Source organism: Sphingosinicellaceae bacterium, assembly GCA_019285715.1.
GTDB lineage: Bacteria > Pseudomonadota > Alphaproteobacteria > Sphingomonadales > Sphingomonadaceae > Glacieibacterium.
Genome location: CP079108.1, coordinates 232,950 through 257,415, shown reverse-complemented (window position 1 = coordinate 257,415; position 24,466 = coordinate 232,950). Strand labels below are relative to the sequence as shown.

At 68.2% G+C, this 24,466-nt stretch carries 25 protein-coding genes, 1 tRNA gene and 1 pseudogene; 6 read left to right on the top strand and 21 right to left on the bottom strand.

Going from position 1 to position 24,466, the window contains the following annotated elements; all coding sequences use genetic code 11:
* The first annotated feature begins 121 nt into the window (after positions 1–121).
* Positions 122–1,189 (top strand): LysR family transcriptional regulator, encoded by a 1,068-nt coding sequence (locus KX816_01320; GenBank protein ID QXQ06746.1) that lies wholly within the window; start codon positions 122–124, stop codon positions 1,187–1,189.
* Between the two features lie 50 nt (positions 1,190–1,239).
* Here KX816_01320 and KX816_01315 read toward each other — a convergent pair.
* The 6 genes from KX816_01315 to KX816_01290 form a co-directional block, all read right to left on the bottom strand.
* Positions 1,240–1,314, bottom strand: a tRNA-Phe gene (locus tag KX816_01315).
* 61 nt (positions 1,315–1,375) lie between these two features.
* Positions 1,376–1,741, bottom strand: coding sequence for a hypothetical protein (locus KX816_01310; GenBank protein ID QXQ06745.1), 366 nt, complete (start codon positions 1,739–1,741; stop codon positions 1,376–1,378).
* 60 nt (positions 1,742–1,801) lie between these two features.
* The gene (gene gloB, locus KX816_01305) at positions 1,802–2,575 is read right to left on the bottom strand and encodes a hydroxyacylglutathione hydrolase (GenBank protein QXQ06744.1); all 774 of its coding nucleotides are present in this window, start codon (positions 2,573–2,575) and stop codon (positions 1,802–1,804) included.
* Complete coding sequence (locus KX816_01300) at positions 2,542–2,958, bottom strand: VOC family protein (GenBank protein ID QXQ06743.1); 417 nt, start codon at positions 2,956–2,958, stop codon at positions 2,542–2,544. The genes gloB and KX816_01300 overlap by 34 nt, the downstream gene beginning before the upstream one ends.
* 81 nt (positions 2,959–3,039) lie before the next feature.
* Positions 3,040–3,825, bottom strand: coding sequence for a tetratricopeptide repeat protein (locus KX816_01295; GenBank protein ID QXQ06742.1), 786 nt, complete (start codon positions 3,823–3,825; stop codon positions 3,040–3,042).
* Complete coding sequence (locus KX816_01290) at positions 3,822–4,562, bottom strand: alpha/beta hydrolase (GenBank protein ID QXQ06741.1); 741 nt, start codon at positions 4,560–4,562, stop codon at positions 3,822–3,824. The genes KX816_01295 and KX816_01290 overlap by 4 nt, the downstream gene beginning before the upstream one ends.
* A gap of 39 nt (positions 4,563–4,601) precedes the next feature.
* Between KX816_01290 and KX816_01285 the strand changes: the two genes are divergently transcribed.
* Complete coding sequence (locus tag KX816_01285) at positions 4,602–5,771, top strand: glycosyltransferase (GenBank protein ID QXQ06740.1); 1,170 nt, start codon at positions 4,602–4,604, stop codon at positions 5,769–5,771.
* Here KX816_01285 and KX816_01280 read toward each other — a convergent pair.
* Entirely contained in the window at positions 5,684–7,819 is a 2,136-nt protein-coding gene (locus tag KX816_01280; protein QXQ06739.1) for a prolyl oligopeptidase family serine peptidase, read from the bottom strand. The genes KX816_01285 and KX816_01280 overlap by 88 nt on opposite strands.
* A 321-nt stretch (positions 7,820–8,140) precedes the next feature.
* Here KX816_01280 and KX816_01275 point away from each other — a divergent pair, with 321 nt between their 5' ends.
* On the top strand, positions 8,141–8,899 hold the full coding sequence (locus KX816_01275) for an AraC family transcriptional regulator (GenBank protein ID QXQ06738.1): 759 nt from the start codon (positions 8,141–8,143) through the stop codon (positions 8,897–8,899).
* A 30-nt stretch (positions 8,900–8,929) separates the two neighbouring features.
* On the opposite strand, the gene KX816_01270 is transcribed toward KX816_01275, so the two are convergent.
* The 8 genes from KX816_01270 to ccmA form a co-directional block, all read right to left on the bottom strand.
* Positions 8,930–9,541: a cytochrome C biogenesis protein gene (locus KX816_01270; GenBank protein ID QXQ06737.1), complete on the bottom strand. Its 612-nt coding sequence runs from the start codon at positions 9,539–9,541 to the stop codon at positions 8,930–8,932.
* Complete coding sequence (locus KX816_01265) at positions 9,538–10,380, bottom strand: hypothetical protein (GenBank protein ID QXQ06736.1); 843 nt, start codon at positions 10,378–10,380, stop codon at positions 9,538–9,540. The genes KX816_01270 and KX816_01265 overlap by 4 nt, the downstream gene beginning before the upstream one ends.
* A 68-nt stretch (positions 10,381–10,448) precedes the next feature.
* Positions 10,449–10,877, bottom strand: coding sequence for a cytochrome c maturation protein CcmE (ccmE, locus tag KX816_01260; GenBank protein ID QXQ06735.1), 429 nt, complete (start codon positions 10,875–10,877; stop codon positions 10,449–10,451).
* Positions 10,874–11,020 carry a heme exporter protein CcmD gene (gene ccmD / locus KX816_01255; GenBank protein QXQ06734.1) on the bottom strand — a complete coding sequence of 49 codons (147 nt, stop codon included), beginning with the start codon at positions 11,018–11,020 and terminating at the stop codon, positions 10,874–10,876. The genes ccmE and ccmD overlap by 4 nt, the downstream gene beginning before the upstream one ends.
* On the bottom strand, positions 11,017–11,736 hold the full coding sequence (locus tag KX816_01250; protein QXQ06733.1) for a heme ABC transporter permease: 720 nt from the start codon (positions 11,734–11,736) through the stop codon (positions 11,017–11,019). The genes ccmD and KX816_01250 overlap by 4 nt, the downstream gene beginning before the upstream one ends.
* A 57-nt stretch (positions 11,737–11,793) precedes the next feature.
* Positions 11,794–12,348, bottom strand: coding sequence for a hypothetical protein (locus KX816_01245; protein QXQ06732.1), 555 nt, complete (start codon positions 12,346–12,348; stop codon positions 11,794–11,796).
* 46 nt (positions 12,349–12,394) lie between these two features.
* A complete protein-coding gene (gene ccmB, locus KX816_01240; GenBank protein ID QXQ08721.1) occupies positions 12,395–13,039 on the bottom strand; it encodes a heme exporter protein CcmB in 645 nt (214 codons plus the stop codon).
* A gap of 10 nt (positions 13,040–13,049) precedes the next feature.
* Entirely contained in the window at positions 13,050–13,628 is a 579-nt protein-coding gene (gene ccmA / locus KX816_01235) for a heme ABC exporter ATP-binding protein CcmA (protein ID QXQ08334.1), read from the bottom strand.
* 106 nt (positions 13,629–13,734) lie between these two features.
* On the opposite strand from ccmA, the gene ispZ reads away from it, so the two are divergent.
* Positions 13,735–14,310 carry a septation protein IspZ gene (gene ispZ, locus KX816_01230; GenBank protein QXQ06731.1) on the top strand — a complete coding sequence of 192 codons (576 nt, stop codon included), beginning with the start codon at positions 13,735–13,737 and terminating at the stop codon, positions 14,308–14,310.
* On the opposite strand, the gene KX816_01225 is transcribed toward ispZ, so the two are convergent.
* Positions 14,307–15,536 (bottom strand): GGDEF domain-containing protein, encoded by a 1,230-nt coding sequence (locus tag KX816_01225; GenBank protein ID QXQ06730.1) that lies wholly within the window; start codon positions 15,534–15,536, stop codon positions 14,307–14,309. The two genes, ispZ and KX816_01225, sit on opposite strands and share 4 nt — an antisense overlap.
* Positions 15,537–15,781: 245 nt before the next feature.
* On the opposite strand from KX816_01225, the gene KX816_01220 reads away from it, so the two are divergent.
* Positions 15,782–15,994, top strand: coding sequence for a hypothetical protein (locus KX816_01220; protein QXQ06729.1), 213 nt, complete (start codon positions 15,782–15,784; stop codon positions 15,992–15,994).
* 56 nt (positions 15,995–16,050) lie between these two features.
* A complete protein-coding gene (locus KX816_01215) occupies positions 16,051–16,191 on the top strand; it encodes a hypothetical protein (GenBank protein ID QXQ06728.1) in 141 nt (46 codons plus the stop codon).
* Positions 16,192–16,213: 22 nt separating this feature from the next.
* Here the strand turns inward: KX816_01215 and KX816_01210 are convergent.
* From KX816_01210 to KX816_01190, 5 genes and pseudogenes are all read right to left on the bottom strand, one after another.
* Positions 16,214–17,791, bottom strand: a pseudogene (locus KX816_01210) (MFS transporter).
* 13 nt (positions 17,792–17,804) lie between these two features.
* Complete coding sequence (locus tag KX816_01205; protein ID QXQ06727.1) at positions 17,805–19,226, bottom strand: beta-glucosidase; 1,422 nt, start codon at positions 19,224–19,226, stop codon at positions 17,805–17,807.
* 29 nt (positions 19,227–19,255) lie between these two features.
* A complete protein-coding gene (locus tag KX816_01200; GenBank protein ID QXQ06726.1) occupies positions 19,256–20,287 on the bottom strand; it encodes a cupin-like domain-containing protein in 1,032 nt (343 codons plus the stop codon).
* 3 nt (positions 20,288–20,290) lie between these two features.
* The gene (locus KX816_01195; protein QXQ06725.1) at positions 20,291–21,001 is read right to left on the bottom strand and encodes a SapC family protein; all 711 of its coding nucleotides are present in this window, start codon (positions 20,999–21,001) and stop codon (positions 20,291–20,293) included.
* Positions 21,002–21,141: 140 nt separating this feature from the next.
* Entirely contained in the window at positions 21,142–24,330 is a 3,189-nt protein-coding gene (locus KX816_01190) for a TonB-dependent receptor (protein QXQ08333.1), read from the bottom strand.
* Positions 24,331–24,466 lie beyond the last annotated feature (136 nt).

The following is a 24,466-nucleotide window of genomic DNA, read 5'->3' as shown; positions in this document are numbered from 1 at the left end:
GCATGGCCCGCCTCCCTGCGCCCCAGCGCAGCCGCGATCGCACTCCAGTCCAACTCAGATCTCCCGGCCCCTCGGCACCGGGGTCGCACAAAATCGCGGCGGGATTAAATCGCATTTGTGGATGCAGGCATGTCAATTCCGGGAAGCGCGGACGCCGCGGCCTAACCATTTGGCGGAGATTGTGCGTGGTCACGAAAACAGGCAGCGTACGCTGACAATTCACCGCCGCCGGAGGACTACGATCGCCAAGCCGCAACCCGTCAACCGCCGCTGGCTGCCGCTCAATGCGCTGCGGGCCTTCGACGCGGTTGGCCAGCGCCTCAGCTTCACGCTCGGCGCACAGGCGCTCAACGTCTCGCAGAGCGCGGTCAGCCGGCACATCATCAGTCTCGAGGACCTGCTCGGGCGCAAATTGTTCGACCGCGCCGGGCCGCGGCTGGCGCTGACCCCGGCGGGCGAGGCGCTGCTGCCCGAGGTCAGCAAGTCGTTCGACCGGATCGAGGCGACGATGAACGCGATCGCCGACAATGCCTCGGGGAGCCGGCCGATCCGGGTCCATATCCCGCCGTCGTTGCTCCACCAGATCGCGCTGCCGATGATCCAGGACTTCCACGCCGAGCATCCGGATATCCGGATCGACATCTCGAGCTCGCACGTCACGGGCCTGCCCAGCACCGAGATCGACATGGCGATCGTCTTCGACCAGCCCGGCGTCGACGACCGGATCACCGACTTCCTGTGGATGGTCCGGGTCGCGCCGGTGTGCTCGCCGCAGACCGCCGCCCGCCACGCCGGCAAGCCGCTGCCCCAGTTCCTCGCCGACAACCACCTGCTCCACGTCAAGCTCGAGAACGAGCCGCGCAGCCTGTTGTGGAGCATCTATGCGCGGCAGTGCCGGATCGCCGTGGACGTCGACCGCGGCCTCGCCTTCGACACAGCGCTGGCGGCGGTCAGCTATGCCATTGCCGCCGACGGCGTGGCGCTCGCGGACATCGACATGTTCGCCCCCGAACTCGCGGATGGGCGCCTGGTGATGCCCTACGATTCGATCATCGAGGACGGCTTCGGCTATTACCTGAAACTGCGCCCGGAGGACCTGTCCGACCCCGCGATCAGCCTGTTCCGAAGCTGGCTGATCGCGCGCTTCGCATCACGAGCGGGGCATCCGCTGGGGGACACCGAGGCATGACGACGGGACATTGATCGACCTGATCCGGCACCGCGATCGCTGGGATCGCGTGGTGCCCGGGGGCGGATTTGAACCACCGACACGGGGATTTTCAATCCCCTGCTCTACCCCTGAGCTACCCGGGCGCCGACCAGGCGAGGGGGCGATTTAGTCGGGCGGGCGGGGCTTGTCCAGCGGCGCGAGCGGTTAATGGCGGGACGGTGGCGTCGCGGGGGTGAACCGGCCCAGGCCGCAGCTGCCGAACTCGCTGCCGCTCTGGGGCTCGAACGCGGTGATGATGTCGCCGGCACACAGCTGGTTGGTCGTGGTGCGCGAGTGGAACGCCTTGCGCGGTGACAGGCCCGGGCAGACGCTGGCGAGGTCGTTGCGATACCAGTGCGGTCCTTCGCGGAAATAGATCGTGTGATCGTCGACGATACGCTGATCGGCGATGCGATTCTGGGTCAGGCAGTTCTTCGGCGCGGTATCGCTGGCCGGCACTGCATTGGCGGGCGCGCCGGCAACGGCGAGCAAGGCCGCGAGGGCGAGCAAGGCAAAAACGGAACGACGCATGGTTTAATCCTCCAGCGGCTTTTAGCCACGGCCGACCTTAACCTGCGCCGAACCGCCCGTTCAGCCCCGGAAGCTGTCCTTGGCGGCACGGCGTGCGGCAAACACGCCGACATCGGCGGCGCGCACGAAGGGATTGGTGGCGCGCTCGAGGCCGATCGTCGAGGGCACCGTCGGTTCGCCCCGGGCCCGTGCCGCGTCGATGTGGACGATGCGTTCGGCAAGCGCGGCGTTGCCCGGCTCGACGGTCGCGGCAAAACGCGCGTTGGCCTGGGTGTATTCGTGGGCGCAATAGACCTGCGCCGTGTCGGGCAGCGCCATCAGGCGGCCGAGCGAGACGAACATCTGGTCGGGCGTACCCTCGAACAGGCGGCCACAACCGAGCGCGAACAGCGTGTCGCCGCAGAACAGGATCTCGTCGCGGACCAGCCAGTAGGCGTTGTGGCCCGCCGTATGCCCGGGCACGTCGATGACCATCGCGCTGGCCTCGCCGAGCGTGACCGTGTCGCCGTGGCTGACCTGCCGGTCGATGCCGGGGATGCGGTCGGCCTCGCCCGCCGGGCCGGTGATGCGGCAGCCGGTGGCGGCCTTGATCGCGAGGTTGCCGCCGGTATGGTCGGGGTGCCAGTGCGTGTTCCAAATGTCAGAAATCCGCCAGCCGCGTGCAGCGGCAGCGGCGAGCACCGGCTCTGGCACGGCCGGGTCGATGACTGTCGTCGCGCCGCTGGCGGGGTCGTGCGCGAGGTAGACGTAATTGTCGCTCAGGACCGGGATTTGGACGACCTCGAGCGCCCCGGCTGCCACTACCAGGTGCCGATGTTGGGCATCGACAGCCATGGCTCGCGCGGGGTCTGGGCACCGCCGGCGTTGAGCAGTTCTACCGAGATGCCGTCCGGGCTGCGGACGAAGGCCATGCGGCCCTCGCGCGGCGGACGGTTGATGGTGACGCCGCCCGCCATCAGCCGGTGGCAGGTCGCGTCGATATCGTCGACGGCATAGGCGAGGTGCCCGAAGTTGCGGCCGCCGGTGTATTCCTCAGGGTCCCAATTATGGGTCAGCTCGACTTGCGCGCTCTCGTCGCCCGGCGCGGCGAGGAACACCAGCGTGAAGCGCCCCGCCTCGTTGTCGACGCGCTTGATCTCGTTGAGGCCGAGCAACTCGAAGAAGCGCAGGGTCGCCGGCAGGTCGGCGACTCGGATCATGGTGTGGAGATACTTCATACCGGCAGAATTAGGCGCGAGCGGCGACCCTGCCAAGATGCCGCCGCCACCCGAAAATTCGTTTCACGTGAAACGGGTACATCAGGGCTTCGGTGCCGAGCCTTCCGGGTTCGCTGCCAGCGCCTGTCCGGCGGCGATCGCGGCGGGCGAGCCCGGGGCCGCAGCCGCAGCCGCGCTCCACGCCTGGCGGGCGAGCGACAGGTTCCCCTGGGCCACGGCGATGTTGCCGGCCTCGAGCGCGACATCGGCGTCGTCTGGGGCGCGCTTGCCGGCTTCGAGGATGCTCGCCTCGGCGCTTTTCAGGTCGCCGTCGCGCCGGGCCAGCGTCGCGCGCAGCAGCCAGGCGTAGGGCGAGTCCGGGTCGAGCCGGACGGCCTCGTCGAGGTCGGTGCGGGCGCCGGCATCGCGCTTCAGCTCGACCTCGGCGCGGGCCCGGTCGATCAGCACCTCGGCGCGGTCGATGCCGAGGACGCCGGTGCCGAGCGCGGTCGTGAAGTAGCCGAGCGCACGGTTCGCGTCGCTGCCCGCCAGTGCGGCGTTGCCAGCCTGGCCCCACAGCTCGCCAACATGCGGGTCGTTCGCGGCCTCCGCGGCGTGGGCGGCAGCCTCCAGCGCCAGCGCGGCGGGGATGTACTGCTGCTGCGCGAGATAGGCGAGGGCGAGGCAGTGGCGCGCGGGCACGCCGCCGCCGGCGCCGAGCCACTTGGTCGCCTCGGTCACCGCCAGCGCGGGTTCGCGGCCGGCGGTCGCGAGGCAGGACTGGTAGCGCTCCGCCTCGATGTTGCCGACAGCAGTGGCGGGAGGCGCCGCCGTGGCGACGCCGGCAATGCCGAGCATGAGGACGGCGGCGGAGATGGCGGGCTTCACGGCAATTCCTCGAGCAAAGCGTCCAGCGTCGCCACGAGCAGCGCAAGGTCCTGCAGGCGCGATAGCCGGTGATCGCCGTCCTTGACCAACGTCACCTGCACATCGGGTGAACGCAGCCGCTCGGCGAGATCGAGGCTGAGCCGCCATGGCACGTCGGTATCGGCCTGACCGTGGAGCAGCCGCACCGGGCAATCGACCGCGACCGGGCCGTGCATTACCCGCTGCGCGGGGGCGTCCTCGAGCAGCGCGGCGGAATAGCGATAGGGCGCATCCCCATAATCGCTCGGCCGCTCGATGAAGCCCTGCTCTGCCAGCGCAGCACGGTCGACACCGGTCAGGGCAAGGCCCCATTCGGTGAAATCCGGTGCGGCCGCAATCCCGACCAGCGCCGCGACCGGGCCAGCGAGCGCCACCCGGAGCGCGATCCAGCCGCCCATCGAGGAGCCGACGAGGATCGGCGGCGTTTGTGTCACCGCGCCGATGACGGCGAGCGTGTCGGCGGTCCAGCGCCCGATGCTGCCGTCGTCGAAGCTGCCGCCGCTCACCCCGCAGCCCGAATAGTCGAGGCGCAGATAGTCCCGCCCGGTCGCCGCTGCCCAGGCGTCGAGCGCCTCCGCCTTGCTGCCCGTCATGTCGGACATGTAGCCGGGCAGGAAGACGACCGTCGGGCCGCTGCCGGCGCGGTGTCGATAGGCGATCCGCGCGCCGCCGCTGTCCTCATATCGCAAGCTTGTCATGGTGCTGTGGAATAGCGGGGTCGAGACCGTCAGACCACCATGAACGCCCCATCCCTCATCACGCCGCGCGCCCGCGTCGCAGTCTTCGCCCACGACCTGTCGGGGACCGGAGTGGCGCGCAATGCGCGGGCGCTCGCCGCGGCGCTCGCGGCCGAGTACGAGGTCGAGCTGATCGCCTGCCGCGGCGGCGCGATGGCGCAGGGTGTCGGGCACTTCACCTTGACGACGCTCGGCGCGCCGGAGCGCATGGGGCCCGCCGACGTCGCCCAGGCGGTGCTCCGGCTGCGCGCCCGGCTGGTCGAGGCGCGGCCCGCGGTGGCGATCTCCGCGGGCAATCGCGGTCATGCCATGCTGGTCGCGGCGACGGCGGGATTGACCGCGCCGCGCCGCATCTACCGCATGTCGAACGACCTCGCGCACGGCCGCAAGGGCGCGGCGCGAAGCGGGCTGGCGAAGTTCGCGAACGACCTGCAGACCGCGGCGGTCGTCGGCGACGTGACCCGGCTGGTGCTGGTCTCGGAGCATCTGCTCGAGGACTCGCGCCTCGCGCGGGTCGCGGCGCTGGGCAAGGCGGTGGTCATCGAGAACGGCGTCGACGTCGACGGCATCCGCGCCCGCGCCCTCGAGCAATGCGACCACCCGTTCACCGCCCCCGGCGCGCCGCCGTTCGTGGTCGCGGTCGGCCGCATGGTGGCACAGAAGAACTTCGGCCTGCTGGTCGAGGCGGTGGCGCTCGCCAACCGCACGACGCCGCTCAACCTGTTGATCCTCGGCGGCGGCGGCCCCGGCGCGATGGCGGCCTTGCAGGCCCGCGCCGCACTGCTCGGTATCGGCGACAGGCTGGCGCTGCCCGGTTATGTCGCCAACCCCTTCGCCTACATTGCCCGCGCCCGCGTGTTCGCGCTGCCGTCGTGGTGGGAGGGCGCGTCGAACGTGCTGCTCGAAGCACTCGCCGTCGGCACGCCGGTGGTCGGGTCGACAAGCGCCGGCAACGCCGCCGCGGTTCTCGATGGCGGCACCTATGGGGTGCTCGCCGACCCCGACGACCCCGCCGCATGGGCGACGGCGCTGCTCAGCCAGGCCGGGCCCGACGCGGTCACGCCGGGCGACCGCGTCGACGATTACCGCTTGTCGGACACGCTCGCCGCCTGGACCGCGCTGGTCGGGGCGGAGCTTGTCGCCGGAGCGCCGATCTCGCGCTCGAGGTAGGCCATGATCAGCGCCGCGCGCTGGGCATCCTCGACCCGGTCAGCCCCGGCCGCGTGGCCGCCCTCGATCGCCTCGGCGTAGTAGAAGCGGTCGCCAAGCGCCTCTAGGCCGGCGGCAAACTTCCGCGCATGGCCAGGGTGGACGCGGTCGTCCTTGGTCGACGTGTAGATGAAGGGGGCCGGATAGCGCACCCCGGCCTTGAGGTTCTGGTACGGCGAATAGGCCTTGATGAAGGCCCAGTCACCGGGAACGTCGGGGTCACCGTACTCGCCCATCCACGACGCGCCCGCGAGCAAGTGCGAATAGCGCTGCATGTCGATCAGCGGTGAGCCCATCACCACCGCACCGTACAGGTCGGGCCGCTGCTCCATCGCGACGCCGACCAGCAGCCCGCCGTTGGAGCGACCGGATACCGCAATCTTCTTCGGCAGGGTGACGCCGGTCCTGATCAGGTCCTCGGCGACGGCGTGGAGGTCGTCGAAGACGTTCTGGCGCTTCTCGCGCAGGCCCGCGTCGTGCCACGCCGGGCCGTATTCGCCGCCGCCGCGGATGTTCGCCAGCACGAAGGCGTTGCCGCGCTCGACCCAGAACAGCGCCACCGGCCCGGCGCGGTAGGGCTGCTCGACAAGGTAGGTCGGCGTCTGCGCGGCGCGGAAACCGCCGTACGCGTGGACCAGCGTCGGGACCGGGCCGGTCGTGCCCTTCTTGCGGACGAGGAAATACGGAACCTTGGTGCCGTCCTTCGAGGTCGCGAAACGCTGCTCGACCGACATCGTGCTCGCGTCGAAGCGCGCCGGCAGCGCCTGCACGGCCTTCGGTGCCGTGCCCGGCACGACCGCGTACAAGGTCGGCGGCGTCAGCATACCTTCGACGGTGGCAAAGGCGACCTCGGTGGTGCCCGACGCGGCTTCGAGATGAACCGTCGAATTGGGAGCCAGCGCCACCGGGGCTCCGCGCCATTCGCCGTCGTGGGTGCGCCCGAGCGCCACGAGCTTGCCCGCGACATCGTCGAGGAGCTTGACCCACAGCCGGTCCTTGCCCGCCGCGACCTGCTCGATCGACTGCTTCGCGGTCGGTACCAGCACCGTCTCGATGGCCGGAGTCTTGCCCGCCAGCACGTCGGCGATCGAGTACGCCACCAGCGCCCCGGCCGGGCGGCCCTGCCACGGCGTCTGCAGCTTGGCGATCAGCCGCCCGCCGAGCACGTCGTGGATCTCGGCATCGTCGGGCAGCGGGCTGCGCACCAGCCTGCCGTCGGGGGCGATGTGGCTCGCCTGCTCATGGTAGAAGTCGACCCCGCGCACGAACATCGGCCATTGCCGGTCGCCATCGACGAAGACCTGGCTGCCGGCCCGAACGTCGGTCGCGACACCCTCACCGACCACCGTTGCGCTGGCCAGCGGCGTGCCCCGCTGCCAGCGCTTGACGATGCGGGGATAGCCCGAGCTGGTCAGGCTGCCGGTGCCGTAATCGGTGGCGACGTACAGCGCGTCGGGCCCGGCCCAGTCGACCCCGGACTTGGCGTTGGGCAGTGTGAAACCGCCAGCGACGAAGCGCGCCCCGGCGACGTCGAACTCGCGCGTCACCACCGCGTCGGTGCCACCGTCGGCCAGCGCGACCATGCAGCGGTCATAGGCGGGCGCGCGGCAGGTCGCGCCCTTCCACACCCAGCTCTTGCCCTCGGCCTTGCCGAGCCCGTCGACATCGACCAGTACCCGCCACGCTGGCTGGCCCGCGGTAAAGCTCGCCAGCGACGCCGTCCGCCACAGGCCGCGCGGGTTCTTCGCGTCTTGCCAAAGGTTGAAAACTTGCCCGCCGAGTACCGCGTCAGGCTCCGCGATGCGCTTGTCGTCCTCCAGCAGCTCGCGAGCGCGGGCACGGTTGGCGGCGAAGTCAGGAGCGGCGGTCAGCAGCTTGAGCGTCGCTGCATTCCAGATCTTGACCTGGGTAATCGCGCGCGTGCCTTCCACCTCCTCGAGGTAGGCGTTGGGGTCGGGGGCGGCCGCAACGAGCAGCGGCAGCGCGGCGAAAGCCAGCAGGAAGCGCATCGGATCTCCGTGAAATTATTGTTAAAGTCCTGCCACAGATCGGGTTTCGGACAAACAGGCTGTTCATCAAAGCGCGAATCGGTTACGTAATAATTGAGTGCCGGGACCGGGTGCTCGACTTGGACGGCGACCGTGCGGCGGACCGGGGGACCCCGCCACCGGATCGCTACCGCGTATGCCCTCGACCTGGCAACGACCAGTCGGTGTGGACCGCGGCAGCAAGGGTTGCATGAGATGGTCTCGATCCGATATTTCGCACCTGCCCCGGAACTCCGGGGGCTCATATCCTCCTATTATTACGTCGAACTTTCTCACGGCGTGATGACCGACCGGCTCCGCGCCGAGCTCGGACAGGTCCGCTTCGTCCTCCAGGGCGGCCTACACTACGTCTATGAGGATGGCCGCACCGTCGACTGCGCGCCGTGCCTGCTGACCGGCCCGACATCGGGTCCGATCACGACCACCGCGAGCGGCCCGTTCGCGCTGTTCGGTGCTGGCCTGATGCCGACCGGCTGGACCGCGCTGTTCGGAGTCGATGCGGGTGAGCTTGCCGACGGCGTCGTCGATCTCGGCGGGCTGACCGGCGGCAGCGCCGAATCGACCTATGAGGCGATCGGCAACGCCCGCAGCGACGCGGCGCGAGTGGCTGCTGCCGATCGCTTCTTCCTCGGGCTGTTGACCGGAGCGCACGCGGTACCGGTATGGTTCACGCGGCTGGCGGACGACTGGCTGATCGCGACGCCCAACCCGTCCGTCGACGCGCTGGTGAGCAGTTCGGGCATGTCGAGCCGGCAGGTCGAGCGCTGGACCCGCCGCCATTACGGGGCCTCGCCCAAGCTGCTGGCGCGCAAGTACCGCGCCCTGCAGGCCGCGGTCCGCCTTGGCAACGGCGACAGCACGACCTGGGCCGACGCGGCCGGCGACGCCTTCTACGACCAGTCGCATTTCATCCGCGAGTTCAAGCAGTTCATCGGCGTCACCCCGACCGCCTTCCTCGCCGGGGCCGCGCCGGTCAGCCGCCTGACCATCGCCCGGAGGCGGCTGGTGCCGGGAATGCCGAAACTCGCGCTGTACTCCTAGGGCCGTAGTCCACATCGCCTGAACCAAAGTTCAAGGCTGACCCACCGCGCGCTGCTCGGCGATCGCGGTCCAGCGGTCGACGTCGGGATCGGGCAGCGACCGCGCCGCCAGCGCGCGCCAGGTGCGTGCGGCCCGGCGCGCATCGCCCGTCTCGAGTTCGGCCAGGCCCCTGAAAAAAGCGGGCTCGGGGCTGGCCGGCGCCAGCATCGCCGCCCGGTCGAAGGCGAGCCGGCTGGCGCTGCCGACCCCGCCGCCGTGGACTGCGAGCGCGTTGCCCAGCCCGATCCACAGGTCGGCGCTATTGGGATGCCGGTCGAGGGCGCCGCGCAAGCCCTGCACGGCGGTGTAGGCGGCGTCGGCGCGGATCAATGCGTCGGCGAAGGTCAGCCACGCGCCGATCTCGCCGAAGCGCTGCAGGCGCTCCTGCCGCTCGGCCTCGAACGCTGAGGTCGCAGCGAGGTCCGGTCGGATGCTCGCCGGCGGCGATGCGGGCAGGAAAGGCCGGCCACTAAACGCGAAACCGCCGAGCGCGACGACGAGCGCCACCGCGACCGCGACCCGCATCCGCCCGTCGCTTTGGCCGCGCAGGAGCAGCAACGCCACGGTCGCGGCAAATCCGAGCGCGATGAGGACCGCGATCATCGCCGGCGTGCCCAGATCACTGCCACGAGCGCGACCACGCCCGCAAGCGCGCCCGCCAGCCACAGCCACGACAAGCGGGTGACCGAAACCCGCCAAACGCCATCGCCCTCCGGTTGCAGGCGCGCCGCGAACCAGCCGCCAACGCCAAGCCTGCTGTCGACCGCTGCGAACTGGTCGCGCGGCCGCATTGTCTCGCGCCATTCGGGCAACAGCACGACCCCGTCGACGCGGACTTCGCCCATGACCCCGGTCGAATCGGGGCCTGCTACCGGTGTGACAGCGGTGAGTGTAACGCCGTTCCCGATGCCGCCGAGCGGCAGGGGGGCATCGACGACGGTCGCGCCCGGTGGCGCCAGCGCCGCCAACCAGCCCCGCGTCGCGCTCGGAAAGCCCGCGCCCTCGGTCGGGGCCGGGATCAGCCGCGCGAACGGCTGGACCCCGACCAGCAGGATTGCGGCGACACTGACGCTCGCCAGTCCGACGCCAGCGATTGCCGGTCGCGCTTGGCCCGCGACGAAGGCCAGCAGCGCGCCGCCCCACGCCAGCAGGGCGCCCAGCACGATCACGCTGCCCCCGGGCTGCACGACGATCGCCACCAGCCTGAGCGCGCCGGGCAGGTCGCTGCGCGTCGTCGCGGCAACCCCGGCCACCGACAGGTCGGTCGTCCAGAACACCCAGCCGAGACCGGCCACGACCCACAGCCACAGCCAGCCGTTGGCCATCGCGGCGGGGACCGTGAGCCGCTCGAGCCGAGCGCGCGGGACCAGCCCGGCAATCGTCTGCAGCAGCGCGCACGCGGCCGCGAGCCAAAGCAGCGCATGCCCGACTTCGGCGATCACGCGGAGCGGGCCTCGGCGCGCGCCGTCACGCGACTCCGCTGGCGGTCATTCGACCCGACCGGCGACGGTCATTCCACCTTGCCCGGCACCTTGTGCATCGCGCCCGCGACCTCAGGGGGCATGTATTTTTCGTCGTGCTTCGCGAGGATGGTGTCGGCAACGAACACCCCGTTGGCGAATTTGCCCTCGGCGATGACGCCCTGCCCTTCGCGGAACAGGTCGGGGACGATGCCGGTGTAGCGGACCGCGACCTCGCGGGCGTTGTCGGTAACACGGAAGGCGACTGTCGCCGCGCCAGCGTGCGCCAGCGATCCGCGCTCGACCATGCCGCCGAGGCGGATCGCCTCGTCAGGCCGCGGCGGCTTGTTGGCGATGTCCGACGGTGCGTAGAAATAGGTCGCGTTATCGCCGAGCGCCGAGACGCCGAGCAGCATCGCCCCGCCGAGCGCGACCAGCGCGCCGACGACGAGGCTGAGGCGCTGATGCTTGGCCTTCATGAGCGCGGCTCCCGGCTTCGGCTGCGGACGACGTCGGCGGCACGCTCGGCCGCGCGCATCCTCAGCCAGCTGACGACCAGTAGCCCGACCAGCCCGGCGACGGTCAGCGCATAGGCCGGGACGATGTACTCGACGTGGTTCACGCGTGCGCCTCCGCCAGCCGCCGGCTCCGCACCCGAACGCGGGTCGCCGCCAACTCGGTCCGCATCCGCATCAGGACCACGGCGCCGAACAGCAAGGTAAAGCCGCCGAGCGACAGGAACAGCGGCAGCAGCATCGACGGGTCGATCGCCGACTTGGTCAGGGTGATGCTCGGACCCTGGTGCAGCGTATGCCACCACTCGACCGAGTATTTGATGATCGGCAGGTTGACGACGCCGACCAGGCTGAGGATCGCCGCGCCCTTGGCATCCTCGCGGTCGGCCTCGGCGGACGCGAGCGCGAGATAGCCGAGATAGAGGAACAGCAGCACCAGCATCGAGGTCAGCCGCGCATCCCAGACCCAATAAGTGCCCCAGGTCGGCTTGCCCCACAGCGACCCCGACACCAGGCAGATCGCGGTGAACAGCGCGCCCGGCACAGCGATCGCGCGCGCCGCCACCGAGGCCAGCGGGTGCCGCCAGATGAGCGCCGCCGCGCTCGCCAGCGCGAGGCCGAGGTAGCCCCCCGAACCAAGCCAGGCGGCGGGCACGTGGACGTACATGATGCGGACGCTGTCGCCCTGCTGGTAGTCGGGCGGCGATGCGAACAGGCCGACGTAAAGCCCGGCAAGCGTCAGCAGCAGCCCGGGCACGAGCAACAGCGGCGTCGCGACACGCGCGATACGCAGGAAACGGGCGGGATTGGCGAAGCGGTGCATGGCCGCCGCCCTAATAGCAGGCCGCGTCGCCGGGTACAGGCCCAGAAGTGCCGCGGCTCAGCGCTTGCATGCGGTCTTGGTCAAATTGCCCTTCTTGGAGCAGTCGTAGTGGACGATCTTGCCGGTCTTGGTCGTCGCCTGGACGACGTTGGGATTGACCGCCGCCGGTGCCTTCGGGGCGCGGGGCCGGACTGTCGCGGCGACGGTTGGAGTCACCGCCGCAGGCGCCGCAGCGGTGGGCCGCGCCGCTGCAATCGGGGCCTGCGACGCCATCGGGGCCACGGGCTTGGCGACCGGAACCCCGGTGGTGGCGGGCGGCGGTGCAGCGCCCTTGCACGCCACCTTGTTCTTGTTGCCTGCCTTGCTGCAGTCGTACGTCATCGGCTTGGCCGCGGTCGCAGACTTCGGCGCGGCAATGGTCTTGGTGACGGGTACGGGCTTCGCGGCTGGGGTCGCTGCCGTCGCTGGCGCGGCACCCTTGCATGCAGCCTTGTTCTTGTTGCCGGCCTTGGTGCAGTCGTAGTTCAACGGCTTGGAGGGGGCCGCCGTGGCGCTTGTCGAAACCAGTGCTCCGAACGCGAGCGCGGCGAAGGCTGCGAAAATCCTGTTCATCGAACTCTCCCAAGGCTTAACTGACAGTGTGACTCCAATACGGTGGTCAGTCCATACCGCTGCGCAGCGCTGCGCCGCTGGCGAAAGGCGCGACCGCGACCAGCACGAGACTCGACGCCGCGAGCAGCTTGAGCGCGCCGCCGCCAGTGCCCGACGCCAGCCCGACCCCGAAGATTAGCACCGGCAGCGCGAGCGGGAGTACGATCAGCCCGGCCAGCGCGCCGCCACCCCTGAGCCCCGCGGTCAGGCTCGCAGCGATCAGCGCCAGCGCTGCCAGCCCCGGCGTGCCGAGCAGCAGCCCGAGCGCGGTCTGGCGCAGCGTGACGCCGTCGAGGCCGAGCAGCACACCCGCGACCGGGAGCGCCAGCAGCAGCGGCAGCGCGAACCCCAGCCAGTGCGCGACCAGCCGCGCCGCAACGACGATCTCCAGCGCGATACCGCGGCTGACAAGCTGGTCGAGGGTGCCGTCGCTGCGGTCGGCGGCCACCAGCGTCTCGACCGGTAGCAGCGCCGCCAGCAGTGCCGCGACCCAGACCACGCCGCCCGCGATCCGCGCCAGCAGCCGGGCATCGGGGCCCACCGCGAACGGGAACAGCGCCGCGACCAGCACAAAGAACACCACCGGCACCGCCAGCGCCGACGGCCGACGCAGCGCGAGAATCAGGTCGCGGCGGATCAAGGCCAAAATCACGAAACGACGATCACAGGCTGAGCCGCTGCGGCGCGTCGAGGCCGATGTCGCCGTGGGTGGCGACAACGACCGCGCCGCCGGAATCGCGGTGGGCACGCACTGCCGCCGCCAGCGAGGCCAGCGACGCCGCATCGAGACCGACCGCAGGCTCGTCGAGCAGCCACAGCTTCGCCCCCGACGCGTGAACCCGGGCCAGTGCAGCACGGCGACGCTGGCCGCTCGACAGGACATCCACCGGCAGCCCGGCCAGCGGCGCAAGGTCGAACGCCGCCAGCGCTGCGGCCACTTCCGGCTCGCCCTTGCCATCGAGGCGCGCCCAGTAATCGAGCTCCTCGCGCAGGGTCAGCCCCGGCTTCAGTGTCGCGTCCGCGCCCAGCCAGGCGACGTCGAACGGATTGTCGACGCGCCCCTCCGACGGCGCGAGCAGCCCACCGAGGATGCGAAGCAGGCTCGACTTGCCCGCGCCGTTGCGACCCTCGACCTGCACCGCACCGCCGCTCGCGAGCGTGAAGCCGACGCCGGCGAACACCTCGCGTCCGCCGCGTGTGCAGGCGAGACCCTCGACGATCAGCTGTTCCGGCGACCCCATCCGGCTTTTCATAGACGTCATGCTGGCGGACGCCAGCACCCATGCCGCCGCGCGGGGATCGGTGGGTGCTGGCGTCCGCCAGCATGACGATGCTAGACGCCGACCTATGCTTCCGCCCCGCAAGACGATCCCTGCCGCGCTTCGTGTCGCGCTCGACTATGGCCCGCTGCTCACGTTCTTCGTGGCGAGCAAGGTCTTCGACATCTTCGTCGCGACGGCCGTGTTCATGGTCGCCATCGTTCTGGCGATCGGCGTGTCGCGCTGGAAGACCGGGCGGATTTCGCCGATGCTGTGGTTCACCGGGGCGATCGTGCTGGTCTTTGGCGGCGCGACATTGTGGCTGGGCGACGTTACCTTCATCAAGCTCAAGCCGACGATCATCTACCTGATCCTCGCGGCGATCCTGCTGTTCGGCATGGCGACAGGCCGCCCGCTGCTCAAGCTCGTGCTTCACGACAGCTTTCCAGCGGTCGATGCGGAGGGCTGGCGCAAGCTGACGCGGAACTGGGCGCTGCTGTTCCTCGGCTTGGCGATCACCAACGAGGTCGCGCGGCGGATGCTGACCACTGACCAGTGGGTCGACTTCAAGGTCTGGGGCGTGACCGGACTGACGTTCCTGTTCGCGTTGTCGCAGGCGCCGATCCTGATGCGCCATGCAGAGGACGTGCCCCCAAAGCCCTAGGTGCCGCTGCGCTCGATCGGACCCGGCGGTCGCGGGCCTTCGACCGTTCGCGTGCGCGCCCGGGCGCGCGAGTTCGGCTTTTCCGCGCTGGCCTGGCTATAGCGCCACGCATTCCGGCCGCTGCGCTTGGCTTGGTACAACGCCAGGTCCGCCGACTTGTAGAGGCTGTCCTGGTCGGTGCCGTTGTCGGGGAACAGGGCGACGCCGACGCTCAGGCTCGACTGCATCCGAGCCCCGTCGAACTCGATAGCGTTCCGCGAACTGCTGGCGATGCGCTCGCAGACGGCAGCGATCGCAGGTGCGTCGTCGGCATCGGACAACAGGACGGCGAACTCGTCACCGCCGAGCCGGGCGACATCGTCCTGGGCGCGAACTGCGGCACGCAGCCGCGCCCCGACCTCGATCAGCAACGCATCGCCGGCGTCATGGCCGAGGGTGTCATTGACCTGCTTGAACAGGTCGAGATCGATCAGCAGCAGCGCGAACCGCGTGCCGCGCCGCCGCGACATCGCGATCAGGTCGCGAAGGTTCTCGCTGAAACGCCGACGGTTGGCGAGCGTGGTCAGCACGTCGATGTAGGCGAAGCGCTCGAGTTCGTCCTGCGCCGCGCTCAGCGATCTGGCGGTGGCGCGATGCGCGCCGATACTGGCGCAGGCGTAGCCGATTGCGATCACCGTGACCAAGGCGAAGGTCAGCCGCTCGACGCCGCGAAGCTCCGAGACCCACGGCAGGATCAAAAGCAGCAGCGCCGGCGGGCCACCCACGGCCACCAGCGTCGAAATCGACCGGAACGCAAATGCCTGAGCGTGGATCATCAGTGTCGCGAGCACCAAGGTCGCGACCCCGTTCAGCCCGGTTCCCGGCGAGAACCAGAACAGCAGCGGCAGGCTTGTCCAGACCAGGACGACGGCAAATGCCGTGACCACGTAGCCGGCGCGCGCGCCCAGTGACGCCGGTCCATCGGCGCGGAATTGGCGCTTCGACAGGTAGGTCATCAATTCGCCGGCGACGCCGAGGCAGGTCCAGGGAACGGCATAGCCGAATCCCAGGTTGGCAGCGACGATTGCCGACATCAGCCACAGGGCAACGAGCCGGGCGACAAAGGTTTTCTCCCCGTCACGGGCGGCTTCATCGACCCGCGCGTCGAGTATCCTGGTCAGAATGAGGTGCGCGCGGGACCGCGGCAGCGGCTCCGCCGGCACGGGTGACACGGTCGATACTGGCATGCCACGGATAGTACCGCATCATTCGTAACAGACCGCTACCGACTGATCCGACATCGCACCGGCGTCTTGCCGGTAACTTGAAACTGTCGGACTTCTTTACAGTTAGTAAATATTAAGGCTGTCGAAACGGCGGATATTCGACGTTTGAGGTCTTGGCACAGGATTTGCACATGGACCGATGATCTTCTCGTTAACATCACGTCAGTATGAGTAAGCATGTGCTTAAGACAATACTCGGAGTGGCCTTGACCACTGGCGTCATCGCTGCGGTCGATTTCGACTTCGGCACCGCGCCGATTGCCCGACCGGGTCTCGCCGCGACAGGCGAGGCGTTTGAACGTCACATCACGACAACGCCTCTTCCCGAGCCCGCGGTCTGGGCGATGTCGGTTATCGGCGCCGGCATGACCGGCGCGATCATCCGTCACCGTCGCGGCGCTATCGTCGTCAGCGCCTGAAACTCATGGCGAGGAAACCGCCCAAGCCTCCCAAGCACAGTCCAGAGGATGCCAAAATGATCAACCCCGTGCCGAGCGACGACGATGTCGAGCGCTGGTTTGCCCGCCACCCTGGCGACGCAGCCGCTCTTTCCGACAACAAGCTGCGCCCGATCGCGGCCTGGTTTCCGATGATCGGCATTCCGGCCAACGACTGACACCCGGGCAACGCTGTGGCGCCTAGCTGCCCCATAGATGGGCCGTGTCCGGCTCAAGCCCCCTGAGATCGCGGCCACGGGTCTCGATCCCGAACCAGGCGATGAGCGACAAAGCGGCCGCGGTCGGCACCAGGATCACCGTCGCCGTCGTGCCGATGCTCGGGACGACGCCGGCGATGCTCAGCGTCTGGGCGAGCAGGCCACCGGCCTTGGTGCAGGCCGCGACCCAGCCGGTGGCACGTCCGCGCATCGCCAGCTGGAAGCTTTCGGCCGCATAGGGCAGCAGGATGGCGATGATGCCGTTCGACCCGAGGATCAGCATTGCCACCGGCAACACCGGGTTGACTATGGCGGTGTCCAGCCTGAGGACGAGGACCAGCCCGACCAGCGTCACTCCGATCATCGTCGCCAGCGACTATTTGCTGCTCCAGCGGCTGTACAGCAGCGCCGCGACGAACACCGTTGGGCATGCCAGCAGCGCCGACTGGGTCAGCAGCATGCTCGACACACCGACCGAATAGCCCTTCGTCACGAGGTCGGCGGGCAGCCACAGCAGCAGCCCGAAATTAACGAGGCCCCAGGCGAGCCCGCACACGCTGAATGCGACGATCTTGCCGACCAGCTTGGTGCCGGTGGAGTTTGCGACCGGGTCGACGGCCAGGCTCGGGTCGGGCGAGGGCGCGATCGTCGCCACCGAATGGAAGGTCTTCATCACCGCCTCAGCCTCACGGACGCGGCCGCGAGCCAGCAGGAAGCGCGCCGATTCCGGGATGAATGCCCCCAACGCGACAAGGATGAGCCCGGTCGGCAGGTTGGCCAGCCACAGGATGCGCCACCCGAAGATCGGCTGCAGCAGCGTCGACAGTCCGCTGGCGACGAAATACCCCCCGGCCGCCCCCAATCCACCGACCAGCACCAGGCTCCAGCCGCGGTGCCGGCTGGGCATCATCTCGGCGAGCAGTGCGTAGGTCACCGGCAGCATCCCACCCGCTGCGATCCCCATCACGAAGCACATCGCGATGTTCCACGCGAGGCTCGGCATCGCGCCGCAGATCGAGGTCCCGACAAACATGACCGCCGACAGCAAGATCGACGCCTTGCGCCCGTAGATGTCGGCGAGAACGCCCCACAGGAACGATCCGGCGACGGTGCCCGTCAACGCGAAGAACGGCACGAACGACACCGTCGCCCGCGGCACGCCGTACTCGGACATCATGCCGGGTACGGTGAAACCGAGCGAGGCGGGCTTCATCACGTCGATGACCAGCGCAATCACCAGCACCAGCATCAGCCGCCAATGCGCCCAACCGAGCGGTACGTCCTCCGGTGCCGCGACGTTGATCGTCGCCGCGGCGGCGCGCTGTTCGGCGAGGTTGCGCGGCAACAGGCCGTAGCCCGCGATCAGGATGCCGAGCGCGATCAGCGCCATGCCGACGATCATCGTCGAGCTCATCGGCACGCCGGCAAGCTGGTAGTGCATTGACCGCGCCATCACGAACATCGGCAAATGGGTGATGACACCGGCCGTCACCGCGACGCAGCCGAGCGCGAACGCCCACACTGCCTGGCGGTCGGACAGGGTCGAGCTGAACGCCGTCAAGGTTGCGGCGTCATCAGACGAGCTCGTTGCGGCGGATCAGTTCGCGGTACCAGGCGGCGCTGAGCTTGGGCGTCCGCTTCTGGGTGGCGAAGTCGACGTAGTGCAGGCCGAAGCGCTTGGTGTAGCCGTCCGCCCATTCGAAATTGTCCATCAGGCTCCACAGGAAATAGCCCCTGAGCGGATAGCCCTCGACCGCGGCGCGGCGGAACTCGGCGAGATAGTTGCGAAGGTACATGATGCGGTCGGCATCGTCGACGCGGCCGTCGACGACCGGATCGTCGGCCGACGTGCCGTTCTCGGAGATGTAGATTGCCTTCGGACCCCACAGTTCGCTGACCGTGCGTACCGCCCAATACGCCACCTCCGGCCCGACATAGAGCCACGGCGAGGCCATCCGCGGCGACGACGGCAGGTGCGGCAGGACCGCATAGCCCTGCGCCGAGCCATCGGCGCGGACGTAGCTCGGCGCGTAGACGTTGAGCGCGACGAAATCGAGCTTGCTGCCGATCGCCGCCATGTCGCCCTCCTTCACCACCGGCGCGGCGGCACCCTGCTGCGTCAGATAGCCGTCGAGATACGCGCCCTCCATGATCGCGGTCAGGAACATCGCGTTTTCGGTCCGGACGGCGCGTTTTGCCGCCTCGATGTGCTCCGGCGTCTCGATAACGGGGACGTAGAAGTTGCTGTTGTCGGCGATACCGACCTTGGTCCCGGCGCGGGCGTGGGCTCGGATCGCCTGGACGCCGAGGCCGTGCGCGAGGACGCCGTGGTGTCGGACCTGGTTGACCGCTGCCGGCGGCAGCTTGAGGCCGGGCGCATGGATACCCTGCAGATGGCCGAGATCGGTGAAGCAGCGCAGTTCGTTGACGGTCATGAACTGGTCGACCCGGTCGGACAATTTGCCCGCGGTGAAGCCCGCATAATCGGCGAAGGCATAGGCGGTATCACGCGACTGCCAGCCGCCCGGCAAGGCCTGGGGCAGATCCCAGTGGAACAGCGTCACGTAAGGCTGGATGCCGGCAGCGAGCAGCCCGTCGACGACCCGGTTGTAATAGTCGAGCCCAGCCTGGTTAGGCTTGCCGCGACCCTCCGGGAAGATTCGCGACCAGGCGATCGACATCCGGTACGCCTTGACACCGAGCGCCGTGAGTAGCGCGATATCGTCGAGATAGCGGTGGTAGCTGTCGCAGGCGACGTCGCCGGTGTCGCCGTTGGCGACGCGACCCGGCGTGTGCGAGAAGACGTCCCAGTTGGTCGGCCCGCGCCCGCCCTCGGTGACCGCGCCCTCGATCTGGTACGATGCGGTCGCGCAACCCCACAGGAAGTCCTTGGGAAAATGCTGGTCGAGGGGGCGCGGCGGGACCGCGAGCGCCGGTGCGGCGGCGAGCGACGCGCCCGCAGTCAGCCCGGTCCTGATGAAATCACGACGATCCACGTGTTCCCCCGTTCTTTGCTGGCACGACGCTAGCGGTTCATCTGTTGCAGGATTTGCGCGCGGAGCCGTCGCGCGCTGCGGTCGTCGAGCGTGCCGAGTGGACCGCGCGCGTGCTCCGGCAGGTGCGCCCCGGCGCGGTCGGCGGGGCCAAAGACATAATAGTCGAAGAGCGCGCGCCAGCCCTGCTTCTCGGCAAGCGGCCGGTCGCGGAGCGCCAGCAGCCCGTGCAGCAGCGTCGTCATCGGGTTGTCCATGAACGGCTCCGCGGCGTTCCACCAGTAATTGACCAGCACGTTGAAGGCGTCGAGCGCCTCGACCTGGTGCCACCACAATGCCGGGTAGATGAGGACATCCCCAGGCCCGAGGTCGGCGACCTCGGCTGCCGCCAGCGCCTCGCGGAAACCGGGATGGCGGTCGAAGTCGGGCACGTCGAAATCGACCATGCTCACCACCTGTCCGCCCGGCGTCGGTTCGAGCGGGCCGGGGTAGAGGTTGGCGGCCTGGTCGGGAGGGAACAATGTGAAGCGCCGCCGCCCGACCGCGCAGACCGCGACGTTGTTCGACATGTCCCAGTGCGCCGCGGCGATCGTCCGGTTGCCGATCCAGATGCTCGCAAGCGGGGGCGCGGCGACGAGCGTCGCGCTCGCGAAGGGCAGCGGGTTGGCGTCGGCAAAGCCCGGGAGATAGCCCGTGAGGTCGGTCGATCCGATGTAGAGCGACGGCGCGGCGGCGTCGTCGAGATGCGCGCGCATGCGCTCGAGATACGCGCTCAGCCCGACGCGCTCGCGAGCGAAATTCAGGCCGCGGAGGTCGTCGTCGTAGAAGAACCGCCCGCCGATCGCCGGGTCACCGGTATAGCCGACGATCGGCTGCTGCTGGTCGAAGCTCGCCAGATAGTCGATCGCCTCGCCCGCCGACTCCCTGCCGTGGCGGACCAGCGGCCAGTTCGCGGCGAGGCCCCGGACGATCGCCGGCTGGGGCGACGCAAGCAGCGCATCGGCCGCGTCAGCGTCCAGCGTTGCCGCCTCGACGACGCGCGTGCGGCGGCGGATCTCGACCATCGCCTACGCGCCCGCGCGCCGGGCGTTCTTGAGCGCGATCAGCCGCGCCATGTTGCCGAGCGACGAGACGACGTGGACGGCGGCGGCGAGCCAACCCTGGCGGTGCAGTTCCTCCAGCGCCGACCCGGTCAGACTGGCAAGGGCCTCGACCCCGATGGTGTGGAAGTCGGCGATATCGTAGCGCAGCGTGTCGTCGAGCTGGGCTTCTATGCGTACCGGCTCGATTAGCCCCGCCGCAGCAAATGCGGCGAACATCGGACCCTGCGCCGCATGCCCTAGGTGGGCGGTCTGGAGCGCGTCGAGCACGCGTTCGAGACACGGCGCATTACCGCCGTGGGGGAGGAATACCGGCTCACCGCCCTCGCTCATGACGCGTGGATCGTCGAGGTCGACGTAGATCATCGGCTCGGGGGCGCTTCCGGCACGCGCTTCGAGACCGATCGTGAAGGGCCCGCGCGCCAGCAGCGCGGGCACATAGCGCGCGCGCCAGCGCTCGCCGTCGAGGAACAGGTTCTCGCCCCGATCGAGCCCCATCAGCGCTCGCGCCTCGAACGCGCCATCGGTGCCCCGATGGAAGACGATCGGGAAATCGCGCTGCACCGCTTCGAACTCGGTCGGAAACACCGGAACCTGATTGACGCCGTCACCCCAGCCGGCTGCGACGACCCGCAGGCCGGCATGATCGACGTTAATGAGCTTGACGACATTCGTCATCGCGGCGGCAATCCCAGTCTGAGGCGCTTGCGAACATCCATCCGGAAAGGATGCCCCGACAGCCCCGGCTTCGCAATTCGGGCCTGCGAAAAGGGCCACGGTTACCCGTGGCCCTCTGCGCGAGCCTTCTCGGTCCGCTGCTAGAAGCGGTACCGCGCACCGGCGAGGAAGCGCCGCTGCCCTTCCTGGACGAGCCAGATCTGGTTGGTCGAGCGCCCGTAGGTCTTCACGCCCTCCTTGTTGAGGTTGATCGCCTCGAACGAGACCGCGATCTGCGGCGTGATGTCGTAGCTGATGTTGAGGTCGAGCTGACCGTAAGGCGCGGTGAACTCCGGGTTGTGATCGGCGTCGCGGTTGAGCGCCGACAGGAACTTGTTGCGCCAGTTGCAGCTGAGACGGGCCGAGACGCCGTTCTTGTCGTAGATCAGCGTCGCGTTGATCGTATCGCTCAGCCCGAGCAAGGCGAACTGGTCGACGCTGGGATCGGCGGCGACGTCGATGCCGATGTTACCGCGTACCAGCGTGTAGGCTGCGGCGACGCCGATGCCGCTGTTCCCGAAGAAATACTGGCCCGCGATTTCGAGGCCGTAGATCTCAGCGTCCTTGTTGTTGATCGGCGTGTTGACGTTGAAGTTGAACAGCGGGTCGTTGGCGTCGGCGATGATGTCGACTGCGGCCAGCGTCGTATCCACGAACGCCTGGTTCAGCGAGCGTGTCGACGGGTTGTAGTTGGCCAGGAAGGTCGCATTCGCCGCCGCGAGGTTGCCGGCGTTCTGCTGGAGCAGCGCGGTGTAGGTGAACAGGTTTACATCGGTGATGTCGGCTCCGATGCCCTGGAGCTGCGACTTGGCGGTCCCTGAACGGCTGCCCGGCGCGCCCGAGCTAGGATCGCGCAGGCCGAACAGGTTCTGCTTGACCACCGTATTGCCGATGAAATTGTGCACCCGCTTGTCGAAGAAGCCGATCGACACGTAGCTGTCCGGCTTGAAATACCATTCTGCGGACAGATCGAAGTTATCGGATATCAGCGGCTTAAGGTTCGCGTCGTTCTGCGAGCCGCCCGCCTGGCCCCCGACTGCGGTGGCGTCATTCGGCTTGGTAGCGGCACCCGATGCAAACAGGTTGCCAAAGCTCGGGCGCGAGATCGTCCGGCTGAACGAGAAACGACCGATCAAGTTGCGTTTGATCTCGATCTGGAAGTCCATCGACGGAAGCAGGTTGTTGTAACGGCCCGACGCCTTGACCGGCAGGTAAGTGCTTGAGACGTCGACCAGGAAGTCGTTGTCGGACTGCCAGCGGATATCGACCGGTATTGCCTGGAGCGAGTTTGATTTTACCCGCGTGCTTTCGAACCGCGCGCCGGTGACGAGGCTGGCCGGGTGGTCGGCGATATCGCCCTTCCAGGTGAACTGGCCGTAGACCGCCCAGATATCCTCCTTGACCCGGTCATCCGAGAAACCGTCGATCTTGTTGGGATTTTCGGCATAAAACGAAGAGAGCGCATTGTAGAGCTTGGTCGCATCCTGCGTGCGGAACGCGACCAGGCCGTCGCCGGCTGCCTTGGGATCGTTGTCGTTGAAACGGCAAACCAGGCAAAACGGCTTGACCATACCCGGCGCGATCGCCTCGACGTCGCGCGGGTGCGCGTTGCCCCAGTCGCCCAGCGTCTGGTTGTAGGTCGTCTGCAAGGACCGCGTGTTGGTGGTCCGGTAGTCACCGCCGAAATCGAAACGACTGCCACCCCCGATATCCCAGCCCGCATCAAGCCGGGCTTCCTTGATCTTCTGGTTGAGCGCGGTCGAGACTTGCCGTGCAACCTGGCTGCCGAGGTCGCCGACATCGAGGACGCCGTTGCCATTGCCCTTGATCACCGGGTGCGACCCGTCCGGTGCGGTCGGCGTCGCCGGATCGGCGAAGGTTACGGTCTGGGTCGGGAAACCCTTGCTGTAGTCGACGGAATGCGACGCCAGCGTCGGCGAACTGATCGCGACGAGGGTCGAACTCATCCCGTTGGGGTTGTCGGGGTTGCTCTTCGACTGGCCGATATGGCCATCGAATGCGATGTTGAAATTATCCGTTACTTCCCACTTTGCCTTGGCGCCGATATCGTAGAGCGTCGATTTCTGCGCGCGATACTGCTGCTCGAAGCCGGCGTCCTTGGTTTCGCCCGAGATGACTTCGTGAAGGAAGGTCGTGGTCGCGACCGAATGGCCGCTGTCGAACGTGACCTGGTCGAAGGGCCGGTTGAACCAGTTCGCCTGGTCCGAGCGCCGCTCCTTCTGGGTGTTCTGCGCGTACAGGCCGTCGATACTCAGGTCGAGGCGATCGGTCGGCTTGAACTGGATGATGCCCTGGCCGTTGATGCGCTCGCGGGTGCCTTCGCCGAAGTGATAGCGGAAGTCGTTCGGGCGCCCAACGAGCGTGTTCGGGTCGGTCGGTGCGTTGGTGATCTTGGTCGCGGCGTTGACGTTGCCGCTGGCAGGATCGATGAACTTCGCATAACTGGTGATATTCCAGTCGTTTACGGTTGCGCTGATGTTGCTGAAATCGCGCTTCTGGTAGCTCCCGAACAACGACACGCCGAAAGTCTGGTCGGCGTTGGTCCAATTGGCGAGGCCCGACGCTTCGGGCGTCACGTGCGAGCCGCACTTGATGCAGTCGTCGCTGCTCATGTCGTAGGCCGCCTTGGCACCGATCGAGCCGGTCAGGCCGCTTTCCTTCGCGTCGAGCGGCCGGCGAGTGACGACATTGATCGTCGCGCCGATACCGCCCGAGGGGATCGCCGCGCGGCCGGTCTTGTAGACCTCGAGGGTCTTTACGCCTTCGGCAGCAAGGTTGGAAAAGTCGAACGACCGGCTGGTGTTGCGCGAGTAGTCGGCGCTCTCGTCGCCGCCGACCGTCTGCTGCGACGTCGCGGCAAGCTGGCGGCCATTGAGCGTCACCAGGTTATATTGCGGACCAAAGCCGCGAACCGTGACCTCCGCGCCCTCGCCGCTGCGCCGGCTGATCGAGACGCCGGTGATACGCTGCAGCGATTCGGCTAGGTTGGTGTCGGGGAACTTGCCGATGTCCTCGGCCGAGATCGCGTCGACGATGCCGGTCGAGTTGCGCTTGATCGCGATCGAGCGCTCGAGCGAGGCGCGAATACCGGTGACGACGATGTCGTCCGGGACGAGTGGCGAAGCCGGCACCGCTCCTTGCGCCTGTGCGGTGGCGGGCGCTGGGCCCGGCTGCGCGTTGGTCGGGTCGGTTTGGGCCAGGAGCTGCGCCGGGAAGACGATGCACGCGGCGAGCGCGACCGTCGACGACGAACGTCCAAGCGCAGAAATATAATTGTGAAGTTTCACGTTGATCCCCCTCAGTTGCGGTTCCTTTTGAAGAAACCTGTGGATTTAAATCCTTAATGTGAGCGGTAACATCTTGTCCTACGTTGTCAACACGCAAAAATCGGGCCTATGGGTGATG